We start from the raw sequence: 23423 nt of genomic DNA, 5'->3' as shown, positions 1-23423 counted from the left end.
GCCCCTACAACCCCCTCTCCACCACCAACCTCACCGGCCCAATCAATCCACTCTCCCTCAAAGTCGATCCCTTTTCCGGCCCGCTTATCGTCCAGGTTTTTCTTTTATCTTCCGGTAACCCGGCATCATAGGCCAGTCGGTTAAACCATGTACTGGTTACTTCCACTTTAAGCGAATTTTTGCCTGCAACAATAGCATTGGTTAAATCCAGCTGGTAAGGATTGCACCATGCAGTACCGATAAACTTCCCGTTCAGGGTAACTTTGGCAATCATATTTACCGAGCCAAGGTTAACCAAAAAATGCGCACCGGGTTCAATTTTATCAATGGTAAACGTGGTGGCATATGCGGCGGTACCCGAAAACGCTTTTGCCTCGGGCGATAGATCCAGATCTTTCCAGGGTTTTAATTCATTGATCCGGGTTGATTGCGGTGCGCCCCAGCCTTCCGGGAAAGATAGTTCCCAGGGAGCGGTGAGGTTGGTTGTGGCAATTACTTTTGTTTGGACGGGTTTATTTGCGGCGTTTTGTTGCTGGGTATGATTAAAAACCACAAAGCATGAGCCTGCCTGTGGTAAATCAAAAGTTATAGATGTACGGCCTTGTTTTTGTTCGGCAGCTACAGCCCTGGTTGTGCCGTTAAGGGGATCCCACATTTCGGCAGCACCGGTATTGCGGAAATCAAGCATGCCTTTAAATGCTTTGCCTTTTGGCGCGCATATGAAATACCAGTCGGCCCCCTCTGCATTGCGGTGTGTCCAAATGGCGTCTCCGCCGGTAACATCAGGGGTTAATTGCATTTGTTGTAAAGCATCGGCCAGGGAAGTTCCTGATATTAAAGCGCCTTTACCAAACTTGCGTAAGCCTTTTGTTTGTTTATCACCCCAAATATTTTTCACGGCTGTATTAAAACGAACTTGTGATTTATTGCCACCGCTAAGCGTTGCCAGGTATTGTGGGGCGTCGCCAATAATTGTTGCCCCGGCGCGGATCAATGCTTCCAGTTTTTCTAATGTTTGCGGCAGCATGTGGATGGTTGATGGCAACCACAGCACCCTGTAGCTTATCCCTTCGGGCGTTACCAGCATCCCGTTTGCTACAGTAAGCCTGTTCAGCAAAACATCGGGGTTGCAATAATCGTATTTAAAGCCGTCGGGGAAAGGGGCGTTTTGATCGGGCTTGTGGTCTATCTCGTCACCCAGATACCAAAGCACATCTGATACCGGCCTGCCTCGCTCCTGTAAATAACTAATACGCGCAAAATAGCCGTTTAGCTGTGGCATATCGTTCCACCAGGTTTGCTGTCTCAGGAACGGGGTACCTATGCCCGACCCAAATGAGGTACCGGGCTTCAGCGAATCGGCTTTGGGATTATGCGTGTAGGTATGGTATACAAGGTGTGTTACGCCTTCTACAATGTTCACGTTGGCCACTTCCTTTAAATCCTGCCAGTGCTCGTCCCATGTGAGCGCGAAAGATGTAAATGCTTCGGCGCCCAACCGGGGTTTGCCATAAATATGTGCAGCGGAAGCAGCCGGTTTAATGGGTTTAAAATTAAACGAGCCTACGTACCCATTGGTAAAAGGCTGCCAGAATTCGCACATCGGCACATCGGCAAACTTGTAATATTCTAAAATATCAGCCGGAAAAACATCTCCGGCGGCAGTTTCGTACGATACAGCCAGGTTGTTTTGTTTGGCCAGCTGCGCCATGCGCCCATAAAACTTATAGGTATACAGGCTGTTTAAGGTCGACCGCCAATCGCGCAGGAATTTAAACGTGGTTTCCTGGTCTTTCAGCACATAGCCAAACAAAGCAGGGATCCATTTGCGCAGCGGGTAGGCCTCCACGCGGTTAAACTCCTGTTCCATATTTTGTGTCCAGGTTTGGGTTTCGCATTCCCAGCTGTCCATCAGCATGCCTTTCAACAGGCCATCGCCCAGTACGCCATTTGCTCCGGACAGCCTGCCGATATAACCAGCAAAATGCGCATTGGCGCCGGCTTCTGAAAGTTTATTACTCTCCCAGCCGGTCCCCTCTGCCGGGGCGGGGCCATTTTGCTTGCCGCTGTTTACATGGCCTATGCGCAAAACCGTCCATTTACCACGTGGGGCGGCCCATTTTAGGTTGCCTTGTGCATCCATCATGTTGGTGATATCGCGAATTTGGGCCGGATCGATATAGCTTTTAGGCGATTGTCCGTACTTTTTGCCACTGCGGTCGATACTGCGCAAGGTCCACCCGGCCTCTGATTCCCAGCTATTTTTGCGGGCAGCCGAAAAGAAACGGATGAAGCCGAGAGCCATATCGTGTTTGTTTTCGATGTAGAGCTTTATCGTTTTAGCATCTTTTACTTCTGTGCAGGCAAAAGAGAGCGGCTGGGTATCCTGCCAGTTCCCTTCGGGGACATCGGTATTTAAAATATCTGTTACTTTACCGTTGGCCATGATGGCCTGCGCCTTTATTTTTACGCCAGGTTCATAATTCCAGGCGTGCCCCATGCTGTTAACACTCGGAAATTCGATGGTCCGGACGGTCACGGTATCGGCAAAGGTTACTTCAACCCAGTACGGTTCGCCCGTGACTGCTGGTTTAAGCCGCACAGATTCTTTCGCCTGTTTCAGGAAACAATCCTCCCATGATATATTGCTACTGCCCTTAACAGATTGGGCTACAAGCGGCTTGCCGGTATCGCCTAATGGTGTTGGAAATGCAAGTACGGTAATATCCCTGTAATCCCGCCAGGGTTCGCTGCTGGGTTGCGGTTGGTCAAGGTGTATGTTTACTACACCCTCCCCTCCTGCTAAATCGATTCTGCTCCAGGCCAAATGTCGCATGGCATTGGTCGGCGTTATCCATGGCCCGCCAGCCATTGCCCATCCGGGGCAATTTTGCATGGTAAAGCGCAAACCCAGTCGGCGGCATTCCTGCGCAGTATGGCGTATGGCATCTTCCCATAGCGGGCTCAAACATGCAATTTGAGGACTAACTCCCGGCCATGGCCCGCCAAACTGCCCATGAAAAAGCTGGATGCCCGAAATACCCGACCGCGCAATGGCTTCCAGATCGGCCGTGATGCCTTTTTTTGAAACATTCCCCCCTATCAAGTGGAACCAGGTTTCGGGATAGTAAACTTTTGGCGGCGACATAAAGGCTGCTTTATCATATTGGCCAAAACTGCGGTTAAGTTGCTGCGCCGGCGGCAAAATTGGCGCTACCTGGGCCGTTGATGAAAAAAAACTTACCGTCGTCAAGAAAACAGCCAACAACGGCGTGAATAATATGTTTTTTTGGCGCCTCATTTTGTTTTTGCTTATAGGTTATAAAGGGTTGACAGCATCCATTTAAATGCCTGCCAGATTTGGGTAATCTAAACTATCATTAATAATTTCCAAAACTGTCCTGTGCTGTCCCCTTTAAAATATCTGCGCAAACAAAACTTAGGCTGGCCGATATTTTGAAAGTCATTAATTTACAGACTATTTTTTACAAAATCTCATCCATAAATACAATACTCCACCTTAAAATACCTATAATTCATATTCAATATCAATTAACATTTCTGTTACATTTGTGCGATATAGCTTTTAACTTTCAACCATAATTTATATCACAACTATGGATGACTTTATAGCAGCAAGGTCGCAAATGGCCTTATCCTTAGGGTTTCACATCATCTACTCCTGTATCGGTATGGTTATGCCTGTTTTTATGGCCATATCGCATTATAAATGGATAAAAACCAAAGATCCGGTTTACAAAAACGTTACCATTGCCTGGAGTAAAGGCGTTGCTATATTTTTTGCTACCGGGGCAGTATCGGGCACCATGTTGTCGTTTGAGTTGGGGCTGCTTTGGCCTGGCTTTATGAAACATGCCGGGCCCATATTCGGGATGCCATTTTCTTTAGAAGGTACCGCCTTTTTTATTGAAGCGATAGCCCTGGGCTTTTTCCTTTACGGGTGGAACAAACTAAATACCTGGTTTCATTGGGTTACGGGTATTGTGGTGGGTGTAAGCGGGATAGCATCGGGCATATTGGTAGTGGCGGCGAACTCCTGGATGAACAGCCCATCGGGGTTTGATTATGTAAACGGCAAATACCTCAATATTGACCCACTGAAGGCAATGTTCAACGAAGCCTGGTTTTCTGAAGCACTACATATGACGATAGCGGCATTTTCGGCAACGGGTTTCGCAGTAGCCGGCATCCACGCGCTGATGATCTACCGGAAACAGAACGTGGCCTTCCACACCAAATCATTTAAAATAGCCATCGTATTTGGTGCGGCTGCGGCCATTTTACAGCCCTTAAGTGGCGATATATCTGCCAAAGGAGCAGCTAAACGGCAGCCCGCTAAACTGGCCGCTATGGAAGCTTATTTCCATACACAGGAGTATGCGCCACTGGTTATAGGTGGGATCCCGGATACGGCTGCTAAAAAAGTTAATTACGGCCTGGAGATCCCCGGCCTGCTGAGTTTTTTGGTTCATGATGATTTTAAAACGGTTGTCAATGGCCTTGATAAAATCCCGGTTAAAGATCAGCCACCTGTTGCAATAACGCATTATGCTTTCCAGGTGATGGTGGGTATTGGTACTTTGATGATGTTTATCGGTATCCTGTATTTTATAGCGCTGTGGAAGAAGAAAGAATGGTTAAATAAATCGTGGTTTTTAAAGCTGTTTATTATTGCCACGCCAACGGGTTTTATAGCCTTAGAGGCCGGCTGGACAGTAACCGAAGTTGGCCGCCAGCCATGGATTATCCAGGGTGTGATGCGTACCAGCGAGGCGGTTACCAAAATGCCGGGCATCCAGTATACATTTTACCTGTTTACATTTATTTACTTCACCCTGAGCGTATTTGTTATTTTCCTACTGAAAAGACAGATCCAGATGGTGCCTAAATTGTACGACAAATAACCTGCTGACACTATGTTATACATCGTTATATTATTTTTATTTGCATCCATTACCCTATACTTCTTATTGGGCGGGGCCGATTTTGGCGCCGGTATTATCGAGCTTTTTACCTCCGATGATAATAAGCACCGGACACGCAAAACCATGTACCAGGCCATTGGCCCTATTTGGGAAGCCAACCACATGTGGCTTATCATTACGGTGGTAATATTATTTGTAGGTTTCCCCGATATCTATAGCGAGATGTGTACTTACCTGCATATCCCGCTGCTTATTTTGTTATTAGGCATCATTGCGCGTGGTACTGCTTTTACCTTCCGCAATTATGATGCTATTAAAGGTGAAAGAACGCAAACACTTTATAACCACCTGTTTATATACTCGAGTTTTGTTACACCAATGTTCCTGGGTATTATAGCCGGCAGCGCGTTATCCGGCCAGATTGATCCAACAGCCAAAGATTTTGTTCATGCCTATATTTTCAGTTGGTTTAACTGGTTCTCGGTGGCTGTAGGCCTCTTTACCGTAGCACTTTGCGGTTTCCTGGCAGCCATTTACATTGTAGGCGAAACGGAGAATGTCGACGATATTAAACGCTATATCAAAAAAGCAAAGATATTTAACGTGGTAGCCGTTATTTGCGGGGGGCTGGTTTTTATAGCTTCAGAAATTGAGCACGTTGGCTTGTCCAAATGGATCTTCGGCAATGTTATTAGTTTGGTTGCCGTAATAGCTGCCACTTTATCACTCGTACTGCTTTGGTTTATTATCTCCGAACAAAAGAACAGGCAATGGATCAGGCTATTAGCCGCTTTCCAGGTAAGTATGATCCTGATATCAGTAGGATCAACCCGTTTCCCAAGGTTTGTGATATTTAAAGGGGGCAGCTCGATGTCATTGCTCACAGACCATGCAACCGTAAATACCATAGATGATTTGGGGATTGGTTTATTAGTTGGCAGTATGTTTATATTACCCGCGCTGGGGTATTTGTATTATAGCTTTCAGCGGAAAGACAAGCAATAGAGGAAATTATTGAATTATTGAATTAAACAAACTTAATTCGTGAAATTCGATTTAATTCGCTACAATTCGTGTTTATGAAGAACTACCTTAAAATATTATCTATCGACGAGTATTCCATCACTCCGAAATACCTGCAGCTTTCGAACGCCATTATCAGGGCTATCGAAAGTGGCGACATCGTTAAGGATGATATGCTACCATCTATCAATGATTTAAGTTTTGCTTTAGATACCTCGCGCAATACAATAGAAAGAGTTTATAAAGAACTGAAAGACAAAGGGATAGTAAGCTCGGTACCTGGCAAAGGTTTTTTTATATCAAACACAGATTTCCAGAAACCACTGAAAATATTTTTGCTGTTTAACAAGCTAAGCGCGCACAAGAAAATTATTTACGACGCCTTTGTAGCCACCATAGGCGAACTGGCGACCATCGATTTTTATATTTATAACAATGATTTTTATTTTTTTAAAAAGATCATTGCCGAAAGTTTCAACAGCGATTATGCCAAATACATCATCATCCCGCACTTTCTGGATAATGAGACCAAAGCTCACGAAATTATCAACACCATTCCAAAGGATAAACTAATCTTATTGGACAACCTGGTACCAGGAGTAAACGGAAAATTCGCAGCCATTTATGAAAATTTTGCTTCGGATGTATATGAAGCGCTTAAGAAGCTGATAGATAAATTAACTAAATATCACAATATCAAGCTGATATTTCCCGGGAAAACCTATCATTCTAAAGAGATACTGAAAGGTTTTTTGAACTTTTGCCGCCAATATGCTTTTGATTATGAAGTGGTTGATTCGTTGGCAGCAGAAACCATCCAGAAAGATACCGTATACATCAGCCTTACCGAAGATGACCTGGTAGAACTGATCAAAAAAATCATCGCATCTGATTTAAAGGTAGCTAAGGATGTAGGTGTTATATCTTATAACGAGACGGCGCTTAAGGAGATTATCCTGGATGGCATCACCACCATATCAACCGATTTTAAACTCATGGGCAGCAAAACCGCCGAATTTGCGTTAAGCAATTGCCATGAGCATTTCGCAGTACCGTTTAATGTGACGCTAAGGAGTTCGTTGTAAAAGGCCCCCTCAAAACCTTCCCCTGAAGGAGAAGGTTTTGAGGGGGCAGCATTATATTTTGTTTTGAAGTCCCGGTTTTTAAAAGGGCTTATTTTACAAACTTAGCTGCTACCCATTCTTTGTCTTTTTTGTGGGTGATATATTTAAGGCCGTATTTGGCCGCTTCATCAGTAATGATATCCAGGTCGGGCGATTCGTAAAAACCACTAAAATAGATCTCTCCGTCGGGCTTTAACACTTCGGCGTAGCGCTCCATCTGGTCGAGCAGGATATTGCGGTTTATGTTAGCCAATATGGTATCATATTGTTCATTGGGTATAACCTCCTTAGAGCCGCATAGCGGAATAATATTCTCAATATGGTTTAACGCTGCGTTTTCGATAGTACTATCATAACAAACCGGATCATAATCAATAGCGGTAACCTGCGCGGCACCTAATTTAGATGCCATAATAGCCAGGATGCCTGTGCCGCAACCCATATCAAGCACGTTTTTGCCTTCGTATTCGTTTTCCAGCATTAGTGCCAGCATCATTGATGTGGTTTGATGGTGGCCGGTACCAAAAGCCATTTTCGGATCGATAACAATCTCGTACGGAAACTCTGGCTTGGCTGGATGAAAGGTCGCCCTTACATAAATTTTGTCGCCAATCTCAATCGGCTCAAAATTACTTTCCCATACCTCGTTCCAGTTTTGTTGCGGAATAAGTGTTACTTCGTAACTAAAAGTAAACAGCTCTCGATAGGGCGCTAATTGCTCAATCAGCGCCGCTTCATCAAAAGCATCTACCGGGATATAAGCTTTAAAACCAAGTTCCAGTTCTTCAAAAGTATCAAAACCAATCTCGCCCAAAGCATTAATCAGCAAATCCTGCTGGTAATCTTCGGTAGTTATGGTGGTAAAAAGTAATTCGTAGTAATTCATAATCACATATCTAATGGCGATATTTCACTTCGCGAGTGTGGCTAATATGTCATTGCTTAACTCCTCGCAATAACATATCCAATTTCCCTGTCATCCTGAGGTACGAAAGATCTATCAGCTGTGCATGACCGATAGAAAAGTTTGCGAATAGATCCTTCGTACCTCAGGATGACAGTCTTTTTTTTAATGTTATTGCATGCTACGCTCGCAATGACATATTTTTTATTTTGTATTCCTACTCTTCAGCAGCAATAGCTTCGCGCTTGGTCTTCAGCTTAACAGCCTTCCCTGTTACTAAAAACAATATAAAAAAATTAATAGCCCAGTAAGCCAGCTGTATCATTAACATGATGGTTGTTAGCCCAATCAGGTTATCATAGCCCGATTGATCGTCCCATATAAAATAGGCAACCCCGCCGGCGGCAAGCGCACAAACAACAGCCAGAATTATAAAAGTGACTAATGCCCCAACGGCCGACCGCAACACAAAAGCTTCCCAAACCGGCACGATAACAATCCATTGGGTAAGTATGGCGCATATGAAGTATAAAGGCCAGCAGTAATAAAAGCAGGCCATAAATGCATGTACATTACCCTCGCCCATATCCCCTACCTGCATGGCATTGGCGTAAGCGCTTGTGATTACAAACACCGAAAATGCCATAAATGCAATAAGTGGCGGGAGAAAAGTTCTCATGTTTTAGATTTGAGATATTAGATGTGAGATTTGAGATTAACCCCAAATCTCACTATCTAACGTTCGATAGCTATTTCTGTTTGAGATATGATTAAACAGCCTGACAAGTGCAACCCGTCTCAAATCTCATATCTTAATTAAAAGCTTTAATAATATCCACAAAATCGCGAGATTTCAGGGATGCGCCACCTATCAGGCCGCCATCAATATCAGGGCAGGCAAATAGCTCGGCAGCGTTTTTTGGGTTGCAGCTACCGCCATATAAAATGGTGGTACTATCAGCAACTTCCTGGCTGTATTTGGCAGCAATTTCTTTACGGATAAACTCATGAATTTCCTGCGCTTGCGCAGATGACGCAGTTACGCCTGTACCTATAGCCCAAACCGGCTCATAAGCTAAAACAAGTTTACCAAACTGCTCGGCATCTAAATGAAAAACACCTTCAACCAATTGCGATTTGATCACATCAAAATGCTCATTAGCTTCGCGCTCCCGCAAAGTTTCGCCGATGCAGAATATAGGGCGTAAATCGTGCTTTAAAACAGTATCAGTTTTTTTAGCCAAAAGCTCGTTGGTTTCGCCAAAATACTGGCGGCGCTCTGAGTGGCCCAGGATAACGTAAGCCGCGCCGATAGATTTAATCATCCGGGCAGAAATTTCGCCGGTATAGGCGCCGCTTTCGGCCTGGTGGGCGTTTTGAGCACCAACAGATACTTTATTGTAACCTTTTGCTAATTGTACCAGGCTATTGATATGGATAAAAGGGCTGCAAATAACAGCTTCCTGGGCACCGGTAACCTCGTCTTTAACCATGTTAATAATTTCGGTAAATACGCCTAAACCTTCGTTATAGTCAAGGTTCATTTTCCAGTTTCCGGCAACAATTTTTTTTCTCATTGTGTTTATTTTAAGTTGATTGTGTTTTTGTGGTTGATTTGGTTAGAATATATTGATTAAGTAGATTGAGTTAGATTAAGTTGTACTGAGTTGAGTTGGCCTGCATTGCATTAAGCCGGTTTAGTTGGAAGATATTAAAACTTAATCAACCTAATCCAACCTACTCAACCCGATCAACTTAGTCCAACTCAATCAACCACTCACTAAAACCTCCGATATTCCTCTGTTAATTCAAATACCTTAGTTAATATATCCTGTTCTACTTCGTCAAAATTGCGATGGTCGCGGCGGTCAAATACTTTTTGGGCGGTGATAAACATTTTTTTGAGCGAATAAACCTCGAAGCCCTGCGCGCCTCCCCATGAAAAATCGGCAACAAAATTACGCGGGAAACCTGCGCCAAACACATTTGCGCTAACGCCTACCACAGTACCCGTATTAAACATGGTATTGATGGCGCATTTTGAATGATCGGCCATAATCAAGCCGCAAAACTGCAGGCCTGTTTTACGAAAACGCATGGTATTATAATCCCAAAGCTTTACCTCGTCGTAATTATTTTTCAGGTTGGAGTTATTGCTGTCGGCGCCGATGTTGCACCACTCGCCAAGTACCGAGTTACCTAAATAGCCTTCGTGCCCTTTAGATGAATAGCCCCAGATTACGGCATTGTTTAATTCGCCGCCAACCCTTGAGTAAGGGCCAACTGTGGTGGCACCATAAATTTTGGCACCCATTTTAACCTGCGAATGCTCGCAAATGGCAAAAGCGCCCCTAATGTGGGTACCCTCCCAAATCTCGGTATTAGCCGACAGATAAATGGGCCCGTTGGTAGTGTTAAATGTCGAGCATTCGGCAACAGCGCCTTCTTCGGCAAAAAAATCGTTTCCAATAATTACGTTGGTAGCGCTTATAGCGGCGCTGGTACGGCCTTTGGTGAGCAGCTGATAATCTTTCCGCAATTCGATATCATTTTTTCTGAAAATATCTTCGGGATATTTTATCGATACAAAAAGAGTGGTGTAAGCTATAATTTTCCCGAAAACAGCATCGGGGTTAAAACTTTGTGCTTCCGCCTGGTTTAACCTTACAGCCAGTAACTGGTCGTTATATTTTAATGCCTCGCCCGTTTGCAAATTGCCTATAGCTTCCAGTAAACCTTCGTCGGGGCAAACAGCGCCATTGATAAACAGGTTGTCGGCCTCAATTTTCGCGGGGAATTTGGCCTGCAAATAATCGAGCGTATGGAATGACGTGGTTGTATTTAAATGCTTAGCCCATTTTTCGGCAATGGTCATGATACCAATGCGCAAATCGGCAACGGGCCGGGTATAGGTAAGCGGCAGTAAAGTTTGGTGTGCGTTATCGTCGAAAAGAATAAGAGCCATGGCGCAAAAATAAAAAAAGTCCCCCGATACGTCGGGAGACTTATAAATATTTAATTAAACAAGCAATTATTTCTTGTTGTAACGTGTACGGAATTTATCGATACGACCAGCAGTATCAACCAGTTTCATTTTACCGGTATAGAAAGGATGCGATGTGTGCGAAATTTCTAATTTGATCAATGGATACTCGTTACCGTCTTCCCATTTAATGGATTCACGTGTATCGATGCAAGATTTAGTCATAAAGGCATATTCGTTCGACATGTCTTTAAACACAACTAATCTATAGTTTTTTGGATGCAGATCTTTTTTCATTATATATAAACTTATCTTCTGTAGTCTTTAAAAGAGGCGCAAATGTAATAAAATAATTCAAAATTCAAAAGGCAAAAGTAAAAAAGGTTCATGGTTAATGGTTCATAGATCATAGCAGTGCATTTGCATACTTTACTATCACGGTTAAGTACATGATTAATAACACAATAAAAGCCAAAAATAAAACCTTGGGGGGGGGGGGGATGGAACAACGAGCGTTTAGGAACGTTAAATAAGGACATTGCTTATATCATCTTTGTAACGAGCTATAAATTCTTCAAAAGAATTTGCCACTATTTCATAGCTACTACCACAGATCGCGTACACCTCATTTTTGTCACTATCATAACCGTACAACCTTATAGCAAATACCATGAGGTGTATTGAATATTCTGCAAACACAAAGCAATTTTCATGTTCCGGTAAGATATTAACTATTTGCCGGTAGTCTGGAGTTCCGCCATAATTGCCAACTTCATCCTTTACACTTTTAAATTCGGAAAATTTGTAAAACACAAACATGTCTTCATTATAAGAATCGATCTCTTCATCGCTTAGTTTTAAATAAGCGAGCAAATCGGCCGGAATGATTAATTTATTTCGGAATTGAAACAGACAAATTTCGTCCTCCAAAGTTAATTCAGGCCTTTTGGCTTTTTCAGGATAATCATAAGCCTGGCACAGCTCAATCAACATCCCATTAGCACTCTTTGGATGCACAAAACACACTAATTTATTATCTGCCCCCTGCTTAGGCTCATCATTCAGCAGCACAAACCCTTCACTTTTTAACCGGTGCATTTCGGCAACTATATCATCCACCTCAAATGCAATATGATGTATCCCCTCCCCTTTTTTGGCTATAAATTTGGCTATGGGGCTATCCTCGTTCAGGGCCTGCAGCAGTTCTATTTTGTTGGGGCCTGTTTGTAAAAAAGCGGTTAGTACCCCTTCGCTTTTTACGGTCTCGGTTTTATAAACCGGGGTATTTAAAAGCTTTTCATATATGTTGCCTGCAACGGTAATATCGGTTACGGCAATGCCAATATGTTCCACTTTGTTCATGTCCAAATATTGTAAATTAATGGTCAGCTTTGATAATTTACACTTTATTTTGAATGATTTTAAATAAAAACTTACTTATCTTTGTACTGTTAATATTACATAGCACATGAATATCCCCATTTATTTAGATAATAACGCAACAACACCGATGGACCCACGGGTTTTAGAGGCAATGTTACCTTATTTTACCACAAAATTTGGTAACGCAGCCAGCCGTAACCATCCATTTGGCTGGGTAGCCGAAGAAGGTGTTGATTATGCACGCGAGCAAGTGGCCAAACTGATAGGCGCAAACGAAAAAGAAATCATCTTCACTTCGGGCGCTACCGAATCAGATAACCTTGCTATTAAGGGTGTGTTTGAAATGTATAAAGACAAAGGTAACCACATTATAACAACCGTTACCGAACACAAAGCCGTACTTGACGCTTGTAAACACGTTGAAAAACTGGGTGGTAAAGTTACTTACCTGCCGGTTAAAGAAGATGGTTTACTTGACCTTGCCGTATTAGAAGCAGCCATGACCAGCGAAACTATCCTGGTATCGGTAATGCATGGCAACAACGAGATTGGCGTTATCCAACCTATAAAAGAAATATCTGCCATTGCCCACAAATACGGCGCCCTGTTTATGACAGATGCTGTACAGGCAGTTGGTAAAATACCTGTTGATGTTAATGCTGATGGTATCGACCTTTTGGCACTATCGGCACACAAAATATACGGTCCTAAAGGTGTTGGCGCATTATACGTTAGGCGTAAAGGACCACGTGTTAAAGTTACGGCCCAAATGGACGGTGGTGGCCACGAGCGCGGCATGCGTTCAGGTACCTTAAACGTACCGGGCATTGTTGGCCTGGGTAAAGCCTGCGAGCTTTGCGGCCTGGAAATGGAAAGCGAAGCCAAACGTTTATCAGCTTTACGCGATAAACTGGAAGCTGCTTTAACCGTACTGGAAGAAAGCTATGTAAACGGAAACGTTGAGCACCGCTTACCACACGTTGCCAATATATCATTCAAATACGTGGAAGGTGAAGGCTTAATGATGGCGATGAAGGATTTAGCTGTATCATCAGGTTCGGCCTGTACATCAGCTTCGTTAGAGCCATCGTACGTACTGAAAAGCTTAGGCTTATCAGACGACCTGGCACACTCATCAATCCGTTTTGGCCTGGGCCGCTTTACTACCGAAGAAGAAGTTGATTACGCTGTTGAAGTAACCAAAAACTCGGTTACCCACCTGCGCGAACTTTCACCACTTTGGGAAATGTTTAAAGAAGGCATCGACCTTGACTCCATTGAGTGGGCAGAACACTAAATAGATATGCAAATGTGCAGATTTCAAATGTGCAGATGCCTTAACTGATAAAATAATATACGAGTAGAATTTAATCACTAATTCAATAACTCACTAATTCAATAATTAAAAAAATGGCATATTCAGATAAAGTAATCGATCACTACACTAACCCCCGCAATGTGGGCACTTTGGATAAAAGCAGCCACAAAGTAGGTACCGGCTTAGTTGGTGCACCTGAATGCGGCGACGTAATGCGCCTGCAAATTGAGGTGGATGATAACAATGTTATCACCGATGCAAAATTTAAAACCTTTGGTTGCGGTTCGGCAATTGCTTCTTCGTCTTTAGCTACCGAGTGGTTAAAAGGCAAAAGCATCGACGATGCAATGAAAATTGACAACATGGATATTGTTGAAGAACTGGCTTTACCACCGGTAAAAATTCACTGCTCAGTACTGGCAGAAGATGCCATCAAAGCAGCAATCAACGATTTCCGCGTTAAAAACGGCTTGGAAGCAATTGCAAGCGAAAAAGTACACCACTAATTTAGTAGTAAGTATCAAGTAGTAAGTATCAAGATTTTTTTGATGCTTACTACTTGATACCTGACAACTGATTTAATGATACTGAAAGTAGTAACTTGTTTATTAGACAATCAAATCTTACTACTTGATACTTACTACTTGATACTAAGACAATGGTAACTGTAACTGATAAAGCAAAAAGTAAAATAGAACACCTGATGCAGGATGGCGGGCTTGATGCCTCGTATTTTCTGCGTGTTTCTGTACAGGGTGGCGGTTGCTCGGGTTTATCATACAATTTGGATTTTGATAACGAGGAAAAAAAAGGCGACCAGTTTTTTGAAGACCAGGGAATCCGTATGGCTTTGGATATGAAATCGTTCCTGTACCTTGCCGGCACCGAGCTTGATTTTAGCGACGGCCTTAACGGTAAGGGCTTCAATTTCCATAACCCTAACGCCAGCCGTACCTGCGGCTGCGGCGAAAGTTTTTCTGTATAAAATTATATACTTTATATATAAAAGAGGCTCCTGATTGGGGCCTCTTTTTGTTTTGAGGCTTTTTTAAAGTCGTTTAAAAATAGATCAACAATTGGCATTGTTATGTTAAAAGCAGGGGCACTAAAGGAAAGCTGAGTTATAAAATTTCGCAATTTATGAAGGGGTAAATGACGTATATCGCATGGCGGCGACGACTCACCCCGACGAGGCTAACGCCCGTCTGCCCCTCTCTCCGACTGCGTCGCATAGAGGGGCGGAGAAAAAATAAAAAATGAGCTTCACCCTTTGCGGCGAAGCCGGAGAGAGGGTCGGCCAGCGCAGCGTAGACGGGGTGAGTCGTAGCCAGCGTTCAAAGCCAATGTTTCTCAACCCTCTTTGCGGCGCAGCCGGAGAGAGGGTCGGCCAGCGCAGCGTAGCCGGGGTGAGTCGTAGCCGGCGTTCAAAGCCAATGTTTGTCTAAAACCGAACTGCTTCATTAAAGTATAAAAATTAAGCGTTATAACCGGGATAATAACTAACTTGTACCAAACACCTAATAACCATATCCACTATGTCGTTCCTTTTTAAATTACCCTTTCTATTGCTATTAAGCGCACTGTTTGCCTTTAAACAAACAGATTATAAAGCTGATGTAGAAATTATTAAAGCTTCAAGAGCAGCATCTAATAATGCCATTGCCAAACACGATGTAGACGGTATATCCAAATACTGGCTACCCGATTTTGTGCAAACCATAGGCAGGGGAATTACCACTACCGGCAAGGATAGCATAGCCGCAGGCTGGAAACAGCTATTCAAAATCAACAAAACCGTTGCTTATGTACGTACTCCGGTAACCATTACCGTAGGCGACAACGGCATCATGGCCTGGGAAACCGGCAACTGGACAGCCACCAACTCCTACAGCAAAGGCGGCAATTACTCGGCCATGTGGCGTAAAATTGATGGCAGCTGGAAATTACAGGCAGAGTTGTTTGTATCGTTAAGGAAATTATAAAATGGGCTGTATCTGGGAGAGCACCGAAAATACACAAATAAAGCCCGATGCACCTAATGCAACAGTTATCTTCAATCTCATATCTCACATCTCAAATCTATCACAGCGTACGCCGCCGGTAGAAGCGGCGCCAGGCTATCCACTCATACTGCGCGAGGCCTTATTCACAGGCCGGTACCCGTTTCTATCCTTTACGCGAGCTGCGGGTATACAAAAACACCCGGATGAAATTGAACATCCGGGTGTTGCATATTTATTTTGCGAAAATACTGTAGGTATAAACTACAAGCATGGCCGTTCGAAGTCGGAGACATTTGAACAGCGGAAGGTAAGGGACAACCGGGGGTTAAACAGGTAGTCTTCAAATTATTCTGCTGATCCAGTTTTGTGCATTTATTCAAGTCATCATTACCTACCAGAAAACGGATATTAGAATAAAGCTCTAACGCTGCATTTACTTTGTTTATGCAGTCCTGTGCATCATTAAATGATTTCATCTGCTACGATATAAAAAATTATTTTGTAAAAAAATCCGGTAAAACTTGTTTTAAAATATCTTTCGTGAGTTTGGCCATTGGTCGCTTATTAAAATTCTTTTCATCAAAGTAATTGCCGAAGTAGAACCTATAAAACTCCTCTTTGTTTGTGTCAAGCAAGCTAAATACCTTATACAGGGTATCGGCATTATCTTCTCCATAACGAATCGCTTTTAAGTACAATTCACCAACTATATCGGTATGGGAGTTGTAGATGTCCTGTAGCTTAAAGAGCTGGCAATTGCCTTCGCTGTTATCTACGTCGTTACCCCAAACCTTGCGATACTTTGTATTAGTGTCATGAATACCCATTTCCAGCTTGATCTCGAAATTTCGACGATCACTTAGGTCAGGACAAACTTTACTGATATCTGTACGAAAAAAACAATCATCGCCAAAACCAAAAAGGTAAGGATGCAAGTGTGTGCCGGGCGTAATTATTGTTGCCGTTTTCAGACTGGAGTTACAGAAATAACAGGACGGGATCAAATTATAAAAGCTAATCCCCAAAAATGGATGTCTGGAATGCGGGAAAAAGTGGTCAAAGGTTGGCCTGATGATCTGGTTTTTATTTTTATCGATCACGGTATTAATATAATTCCTGTTGCAATAAGGACAGGTATTAATATCCAACTCTGATGCTACTGAATAAGCATGTTTATCAAAAAGGGCATAATCGAGTATATGGTCCAGTAATTTCCACACGCCATGCGCGTTGCCGCCTGGCAACGCGTCTATACCGAGATCCTGTTGCAACTGATGATCTAATCCATACGCATCCGTGGCACTAACTAGTATGATGCTTTTAAGGTTTGCTTCATGTCCGAGATAATCCAATATATCAATTATCGTTTGGCGATTAGGGGTTACCCATGCTTGTAAATTGCCAATATTCACCCTGTCAAATTGCGCCAGTGAACCGACCTTGTTAACTAATAAGCGGTTGGTGCAAGCCATCCGGGAGTTACCATTAAAAGCATAATCCTCTAAGTCTGCAATATTGCCGGTAATCAATACTTCGAAAATCTTTTGGTAGAAACTTATTCTTGCTTGGCAGGAAATCTTGATCTGATTGAAGTAGTCTAAGGCTATACGGTCAATTTCCTCATGCTCTATCTGAATCATTCCTTTTTTTATTTCGTAGATTTCTTAAATAATCCAGTTCTGATGAGCGTTGCTCAAAAATCTGGTCAATGGCAAAAAAATCAGAGCGCTGGGCAATCAGCTCGATAATTTTGCTTTTTAAAAATTGCTCACCTATTATAGCTATGCGGTTCTTATAATAGAACTCGTAACGTTCTAGGCTAATGTTATCCTCCATCTTTATATCTTCGATCAGGTCATTCAGGTACTTGCGGGCATATTCCCCCATTAGGCCATCTGCCAAGAAAAAGGAGTTGGTGAAAAGTTCGTGAATATTGGCCGCAAATGTTTCGGTGTGAATTTCATTGGGCGACACGACACAATGACCAATCGAGTTTTTTTTCAGGAAGATCAGGTTTTGTTTTGGTAAGTCCGAAACAATAAAGGGCGAGTGGGTAGATAAGACCAATTGCACTTTATTATTATGGAAGATGAACGAAATTCCCTCCATCAAATAATGAATGTAATTTTTCTGCCATTGGGGATGAAAATACAAATCGCCTTCATCAATCAACAGTACAAGATTCTGCCTTCCTATTTTTCGCTTTATTTCATATAGTCTTGAAAAATGTGTAAGCAAGGCTTCCTCGCCCGTGCTTAGACCATTGCCCCAGGAATAATCCATAAAATTAATCTCGTCGCCGTAAGTGATATCAAAGATCCTACCGAGCAAATCCCATAAGTGAGTATCAACCTTGAAAGAAAAACTGGTTGGTGATACTTCAACTGTAGGCTCTGGCAGTAGAGTCGCATTTTTAAGTGCAGTATTAAAACCGCGGCCTAAAATACCTCTTATCAGCCTTCGTTCTTTTTCATTTTCGGGTGAAAGATTTAATTCATCAAGCGTTTTTCTAATCGCATTATAAATATCTTTAGGTTCACGAAGGATCATGTTTAGCATACCATCAAGATCGCCTTTTGTAAAGGAATTGAAGTCAAATAGCTTATTACGTATCGCATAATAAAAAGTACATAGATACAGCAGGTCAAAAAAAGCTTCCTTTTTACTTCTACCATTTAGTAAAAGTTCTAAGGCCAAACTGTGTATTTCGATAAGCTTCTCGGCATATCTGAAAGATATATTACGGACGTCGGTATTAGTTAAGTATTGAAAATCGTTAAAGTTGAATTTAATCGTAATGTCTGCGGGTAATTCCGGGAGGTTGCTCGTCTGATGCTTATCAGCGTAGGTAATAAAGCGCACGTTGGATTTCAATTCCGTTTTATAAAAATCCTTTAGATAAGAGGGGTAGGGGTCATTAATCCGGTCCTGATTCTTGTTCTGTGATTGACGGACAGCTATCTTCTCCTGTTGCGGGATGTATTCTTTTAGAAATGCTTCCATCCGTGCATTCGTGGATTGATTTTCAATTCCACGATAAATGTCTTCTCTATGGCTGTCAAAATTTGCGCTCAAATAGGCGCAAGTGGTGTCTACAAAAGGATATTCAAATCCGTTGATCTTGCCACCGTCGCCGGCCCAAGTGGTAAGCGTGTATTTAAGTGCGCGCTTAACGGCGTATAATCTTTTTACCTCTTGATCAGCGTTGACGGAAACATGTAAGGCATGCATATTGGAAAGGCCACCATCGCTGTAATAATAAGTAAATATTGTTTTCTGCTGAGTATCCAGAAAACAAAAGAAAAGTGGGGAAGTAAGTCGCGGTAGTTGCCCGTATAGCATCTTCAGACAATGCATTAAAGATGATTTGCCAGCCCCGTTCCGGCCGACAACCCCCGTTACGGTTAATAGCTGTGAAGGGAAAATATCTACGTAAGATTTATTTAAACTTATCGATAGTCTATAACCATCGGGCTCCACCCTATTTTCAAGGATGAATTTATTATTGAAAGTAAATCCCTGCTGCTTTATTTTCCTAAAGTCTTCTATCCATAAATACAAAAGTTCCATTGTTGAAGGATTATATTTTTATCCGATTATAATAGTTCCTGCCGGGCAGGCAATCTTTATTTCTTCTTTAGATTGATATTAACCGATCCACAAGCACACCTGAGTGTATCTCTTTCGCCTCTCTCGGGTATGAGGTATAAAGCCGATCTGCAACTATCTTCAGAACAACAAAACCCCTCGATGAGGTTTTGATAGGCTTTAACAACCGGTGTAAAGTCCTTTTCTTCAAGATTTGCCCATTCATTATAATGTATGGCAGCATTAGTTTGCCATTGTTCTAACTGCGATTGGGAAATCAGCTCTTTGAACCCAGCACGTTTTTCCTTTAATTTTTCTTCAAGATCCGTTTTTCCCCATGAGTTTGCTGCTTTTATTCCATCCTCCAGTAGCTTTGAAAACTGCGAGGTTGCTGCGGGTAATAAGTCACCTAACATAAACTGGGCATCTCCCCTAAACTCTACTCTTGCGCGTAATTTATGGCTGATGTCGGCGGAAATATATTCAAGGTAATGGCGTAACAGTGCCGCCGCGGCCCGTACATCATTTTTCTTTAGATAATCTGCTATTTCTCCCCAAACATCCTGTTCATTCCACTCGTTAGGGCCATTATCAACATCCCATTTTCTAAATTGTATCGAAGATCCCGATTGTATTAGACCGGCTGTTTTCATGTGTTTCAACCATACGTCGTCATGTGTGGTCAAAATGAATTGAGTGTTTGGGAATTTCTCCTTTAATAATTTGCACACTTCACGTCTGTGACCAGTATCCACAGACATTAAAACATCGTCAAGAACTGCAAATGTAAAGTTGTCGCCGAGAATATGCTTCATCAACGCTAAATAAAGACATAGCCCCATTCCATCCTGATGCCCCTCGCTGTGATATGCCCCTGGTGGGAAATACCCCCGTCCATAAAAATCCACGTTGAAACCAAGTTTTCCTATAGAAGGCGTAAGTTGTGCGGTAAACTCTGATTCGTCATCATCATTAATGAAGCGGTACAATTCAGTAAAATTAGCTTCAACATCTTTATAAAGTTCCTCAAGCGTACTTGTTACCACTTTACCGTAGGTATCAGATACGTTTGAACTGATCGCTTCTTTATCGACTGCCTGTTTATGATTAGCTGATATAACCCTGTAATTGTCCAGCTTTTCCTGAGCAATGATCAGGTAATCACGGGCTGCATCCTGCTGTGATGGCTCAGGAATAGCTTTTACCGCTGTTTCAATCGATGCCACCAATTGATCGACTTCTTTTGGCACCTCACCGTAGGTGGATAAGCTTTCCATTAATTCACTTATAGGTAAAAAAGCTTTTATTTTATTGAGTTTAGTTTGTATCGCCGTAGTAAAAGTATCAAAAGATTTTGTTTCGATGACCGGCTTTAACAAGGTACCATATTCTTTTACAGCACGAACTTCGCTAAGTATTTTTCGTAATGTATCACAATACGGTTCCAGTTCTTTCTCTACGGCAGTTCTCTTTGCGGAAACAGCCTCAAAATTATCCAGCTTCTTTTTCAAGATTGCCTTTAATTCATCAATGCCTAATTCAGTATCGCAAACGGGGCAACAATCATCTTCCACGAATTGGACAGCAGAACGGAGGAAGCCTTCCCGCGTCAGACTGGTCAGTAAGATGGTGTCGATGCTTAAAGCCTCAATTTTCGCCCTTATATCTCTTAAATCATGGGTTTGACCGGAGTTATTATAAGATTTTAAAAGTTCCTTTAAACTATCAATTGCAAGTAATGCATGGGGTTTGGAAATATTGATAGCTTTGTCTGCCGTATGCAAAGTTAATCCGTCGCGAAACGAAGTAGTTGCGGTTAGTTCTGTTAGGGCTGGCAAGCCTAATTGTTTACGCCTACTATTTACGGCCGCCAATATTTTATCCGCAGTAAATTCCGAAATGTCTAACGCAGTAAGTAACTGTTGTTTTGCATCATCTTTTTGTTTCTTTAATGGAACAATATCGCGCTTATCTGCATTTGCAATTTTTTGTAAAACAGCCCTTAAGTTCTCCACTTTTTCGAGCCGTAGAAGCACTTGAACTTCTTTAGCACGATCTCCTGGCGTTGAAATGACATACTTAATAAGTTCACGCCTTGATAATGTGAACTCAGGATGCCTTGCGACTTCGTTAAGAATATCTAAAATCTCGGGTGAAGATGGTTTAATAAGGGGGTTCTGAATATCATTAACACTACGCTCTATGACGACCTCTTTATTTAAGGATGGAATAAATACTGTAATGATGACTTTGGATTTAGCCGGATTACTGCGGCTATCAACGTGTGGAGCATGTTCTTTTAATGAAATTCCACCCGTTCCACTTCCGGCCAATCTCGAAATATCTCCTGTTAATCCAAATTCAAGCGCATCAACAATTCCGCTTTTGCCAGTACCGTTCTTTCCGCAAATTGCAAAGTTTTTCTTTTTAAAGTCAATTGCGAGGTGTCTAATTCCACGAAACTCAAAGACCTCAATCTTTTTAACCAATATCATAATCCGGTATTTGGTAACAAAGCAGCCCTAAGTGTTTGTTCAGTAAAATTCCCTTCTGTCACAATGTTTTTTTCAAGTTGCTCAATTACTGTAATTGGAACTTCAGACTTCTTTAACTCTTCAATTAATTGGGTAAATATTTTTTGAGGAATATCGGAGGTATCTGGTTTAGGTTGGTCGGTGTTATCCATATACAATAATACCTAAAATACATGAGACTACGATAAATAAATTAGGGGTAAATCTCTGATATTCTTGATAATAGCGGACTGCCCCCGCTCTCCGAAGTGTTCCGCTGTTCGAATGTCTCTGACTTCGAACGACTATGCCTGTAGTTTGCAACTACCCGTATGTATAGCAAAAGTAGCTTATAGACTACTTTACATATTGGTTCGAAGTCGGAGACATTCGAACAGCGGGCGTTTTCTCCCCTAAAGCTGGCGCACGCGTCAGCAGTGTTTTTTTCAGAAGCTATATCTTAGCAAAAGCCAACAATGCTTACAAAAATTTCTGTAATTTTATCTCTCAGCACAGGATGTTGGTATTTGTTAATGAATTGTTGTCAATCATTTTGCAGGCAGAAACCATACCCTTTGCTCCCTTTTATATACTTTTCTTATCCCGAACTCGCGTTAATAAAAATTTGAATGAGGTTAAAAACTATTGATGCGTCATCATTAACACCGGCGGAAATGCAGGGTTATTTGCACTATGCCATTGCACCCCGGCCTATATGTTTTGCATCCACCATTAATAAAAACGGCGAGGTTAATTTAAGTCCGTTTAGTTTTTTTAATGTGTTTAGCATCAATCCACCGATATGCGTTTTTTCGCCGGCAAGCAGGGCGCGGGATAACACCACTAAGCATACGCTTGAAAACGTTTTGGAAGTACCTGAATGTGTGATTAATATTGTGAACTATGATATGGTTCAACAAACCTATTTAACCAGTATAGATTATCCGAGAGGAGTAAATGAGTTTTCGAAAGCGGGGTTTACTGAATTGGCTTCGGAGACGGTAAAACCACCCAGGGTAGCGGAATCGGCCGTTCAATTGGAATGTGTAGTGAATGATGTGATATCGTTAGGGAAAAACGGAGGAGCAGGTAATTTGGTTATTGCAGAGGTGAAACGGATTCATATCAATGAAGATATTTTGGATGCTAATGGCCAAATAGACCCTCGTAAAATAGATTTGGTGGCTCGCTTAGGCGGCGATTGGTATTGTAGGGTAACCAGCGATAATTTATTTAAAATTGCCAAACCAATAGATAATGCCGGAATAAGTATCGGCGTAGACGCTTTCCCTGAAGAGGTTAAAAACTCCAGCGTATTAACCGGGAATAATTTGGGGTTATTGGGGCTTGTTAAAACGCTGCCATCCGATGAGGAGGTAGCAGCCTTTAGCAAAACCGATGAAATGAAGGAACTGCTTGATGCTGCCACCGACAGCCACACCCGCACCATACGCCTGCATTTAAAAGCCAGGCATTTGTTAGATAACGGCCGCGTAATGGATGCATGGAAAGTGTTGTTGATGTAGTTTATTTATTTTTCCATTTCCAACGAAAGAGATCTCCCTTAGCGCAAGGTACTGTAGACATTAAGCGATGGCGGACTTGTGATTTTCTTAGTCTGAAAGTTCTGCCTCTATG

At 42.3% G+C, this 23423-nt stretch carries 20 protein-coding genes; 9 read left to right on the top strand and 11 right to left on the bottom strand.

The window, feature by feature from the left end; all coding sequences use genetic code 11:
• Positions 1 to 4: 4 nt before the first annotated feature.
• Entirely contained in the window at positions 5 to 3301 is a 3297-nt protein-coding gene (locus BMX56_RS11855; protein WP_090646973.1) for a glycosyl hydrolase, read from the bottom strand.
• 316 nt (positions 3302 to 3617) lie between these two features.
• Here BMX56_RS11855 and BMX56_RS11850 point away from each other — a divergent pair, with 316 nt between their 5' ends.
• The 3 genes from BMX56_RS11850 to BMX56_RS11840 all read left to right on the top strand — a co-directional run bounded on the left by BMX56_RS11850 (position 3618) and on the right by BMX56_RS11840 (position 7054).
• Entirely contained in the window at positions 3618 to 4925 is a 1308-nt protein-coding gene (locus BMX56_RS11850) for a cytochrome ubiquinol oxidase subunit I (protein ID WP_090646969.1), read from the top strand.
• A gap of 12 nt (positions 4926 to 4937) precedes the next feature.
• Entirely contained in the window at positions 4938 to 5951 is a 1014-nt protein-coding gene (locus tag BMX56_RS11845) for a cytochrome d ubiquinol oxidase subunit II (RefSeq protein WP_090646965.1), read from the top strand.
• Between the two features lie 74 nt (positions 5952 to 6025).
• A complete protein-coding gene (locus BMX56_RS11840) occupies positions 6026 to 7054 on the top strand; it encodes a GntR family transcriptional regulator (protein WP_090646961.1) in 1029 nt (342 codons plus the stop codon).
• An 88-nt stretch (positions 7055 to 7142) separates the two neighbouring features.
• Here BMX56_RS11840 and prmA read toward each other — a convergent pair whose 3' ends face one another.
• From prmA to mce, 6 genes are all read right to left on the bottom strand, one after another.
• Positions 7143 to 7979 carry a 50S ribosomal protein L11 methyltransferase gene (prmA, locus tag BMX56_RS11835; protein ID WP_090646957.1) on the bottom strand — a complete coding sequence of 279 codons (837 nt, stop codon included), beginning with the start codon at positions 7977 to 7979 and terminating at the stop codon, positions 7143 to 7145.
• Between the two features lie 235 nt (positions 7980 to 8214).
• Positions 8215 to 8676 carry a hypothetical protein gene (locus BMX56_RS11830; RefSeq protein ID WP_143065433.1) on the bottom strand — a complete coding sequence of 154 codons (462 nt, stop codon included), beginning with the start codon at positions 8674 to 8676 and terminating at the stop codon, positions 8215 to 8217.
• A gap of 133 nt (positions 8677 to 8809) precedes the next feature.
• The gene (tpiA, locus tag BMX56_RS11825) at positions 8810 to 9574 is read right to left on the bottom strand and encodes a triose-phosphate isomerase (protein ID WP_090646949.1); all 765 of its coding nucleotides are present in this window, start codon (positions 9572 to 9574) and stop codon (positions 8810 to 8812) included.
• 203 nt (positions 9575 to 9777) lie between these two features.
• Positions 9778 to 10962, bottom strand: a complete 1185-nt coding sequence (locus BMX56_RS11820) for a putative sugar nucleotidyl transferase (protein WP_090646944.1) — start codon at positions 10960 to 10962, stop codon at positions 9778 to 9780.
• Positions 10963 to 11028: 66 nt separating this feature from the next.
• The gene (locus BMX56_RS11815) at positions 11029 to 11277 is read right to left on the bottom strand and encodes a type B 50S ribosomal protein L31 (protein WP_090646940.1); all 249 of its coding nucleotides are present in this window, start codon (positions 11275 to 11277) and stop codon (positions 11029 to 11031) included.
• Positions 11278 to 11505: 228 nt separating this feature from the next.
• On the bottom strand, positions 11506 to 12342 hold the full coding sequence (mce, locus tag BMX56_RS11810) for a methylmalonyl-CoA epimerase (RefSeq protein ID WP_090646935.1): 837 nt from the start codon (positions 12340 to 12342) through the stop codon (positions 11506 to 11508).
• A 106-nt stretch (positions 12343 to 12448) separates the two neighbouring features.
• Between mce and BMX56_RS11805 the strand changes: the two genes are divergently transcribed.
• From BMX56_RS11805 to BMX56_RS11785, 5 genes are all read left to right on the top strand, one after another.
• Positions 12449 to 13660: an IscS subfamily cysteine desulfurase gene (locus BMX56_RS11805; protein ID WP_090646931.1), complete on the top strand. Its 1212-nt coding sequence runs from the start codon at positions 12449 to 12451 to the stop codon at positions 13658 to 13660.
• Between the two features lie 113 nt (positions 13661 to 13773).
• Entirely contained in the window at positions 13774 to 14187 is a 414-nt protein-coding gene (iscU, locus tag BMX56_RS11800) for a Fe-S cluster assembly scaffold IscU (RefSeq protein ID WP_090646927.1), read from the top strand.
• A 152-nt stretch (positions 14188 to 14339) separates the two neighbouring features.
• On the top strand, positions 14340 to 14666 hold the full coding sequence (locus BMX56_RS11795) for a HesB/IscA family protein (RefSeq protein WP_090646922.1): 327 nt from the start codon (positions 14340 to 14342) through the stop codon (positions 14664 to 14666).
• Positions 14667 to 15216: 550 nt separating this feature from the next.
• The gene (locus BMX56_RS11790) at positions 15217 to 15663 is read left to right on the top strand and encodes a YybH family protein (RefSeq protein WP_090646918.1); all 447 of its coding nucleotides are present in this window, start codon (positions 15217 to 15219) and stop codon (positions 15661 to 15663) included.
• Position 15664: 1 nt separating this feature from the next.
• On the top strand, positions 15665 to 16021 hold the full coding sequence (locus tag BMX56_RS11785; RefSeq protein WP_090646913.1) for a hypothetical protein: 357 nt from the start codon (positions 15665 to 15667) through the stop codon (positions 16019 to 16021).
• 157 nt (positions 16022 to 16178) lie between these two features.
• Here the strand turns inward: BMX56_RS11785 and BMX56_RS11780 are convergent, their stop codons facing one another.
• Genes BMX56_RS11780 through BMX56_RS11765 form a run of 4 tightly spaced genes read right to left on the bottom strand, consistent with a single transcriptional unit; the run spans position 16179 to position 21958 of the window.
• Entirely contained in the window at positions 16179 to 17324 is a 1146-nt protein-coding gene (locus BMX56_RS11780) for a hypothetical protein (RefSeq protein WP_090646909.1), read from the bottom strand.
• Positions 17305 to 19254, bottom strand: coding sequence for an AAA family ATPase (locus BMX56_RS11775; RefSeq protein WP_090646905.1), 1950 nt, complete (start codon positions 19252 to 19254; stop codon positions 17305 to 17307). Before BMX56_RS11775 ends, BMX56_RS11780 begins: the two co-directional genes overlap by 20 nt.
• Positions 19255 to 19310: 56 nt before the next feature.
• Positions 19311 to 21767, bottom strand: coding sequence for an AAA family ATPase (locus tag BMX56_RS11770; RefSeq protein WP_090646900.1), 2457 nt, complete (start codon positions 21765 to 21767; stop codon positions 19311 to 19313).
• A complete protein-coding gene (locus tag BMX56_RS11765) occupies positions 21764 to 21958 on the bottom strand; it encodes a hypothetical protein (protein WP_090646894.1) in 195 nt (64 codons plus the stop codon). The genes BMX56_RS11770 and BMX56_RS11765 overlap by 4 nt, the downstream gene beginning before the upstream one ends.
• A gap of 456 nt (positions 21959 to 22414) precedes the next feature.
• Between BMX56_RS11765 and BMX56_RS11760 the strand changes: the two genes are divergently transcribed.
• A complete protein-coding gene (locus BMX56_RS11760; protein WP_090646891.1) occupies positions 22415 to 23311 on the top strand; it encodes a flavin reductase family protein in 897 nt (298 codons plus the stop codon).
• Positions 23312 to 23423: the final 112 nt, after the last annotated feature.

The organism is Mucilaginibacter sp. OK283 (assembly GCF_900110415.1).
GTDB lineage: Bacteria > Bacteroidota > Bacteroidia > Sphingobacteriales > Sphingobacteriaceae > Mucilaginibacter.
The sequence above is the reverse complement of the archived record's forward strand: the minus strand, read 5'-3'. Positions and strand labels throughout refer to the sequence as shown.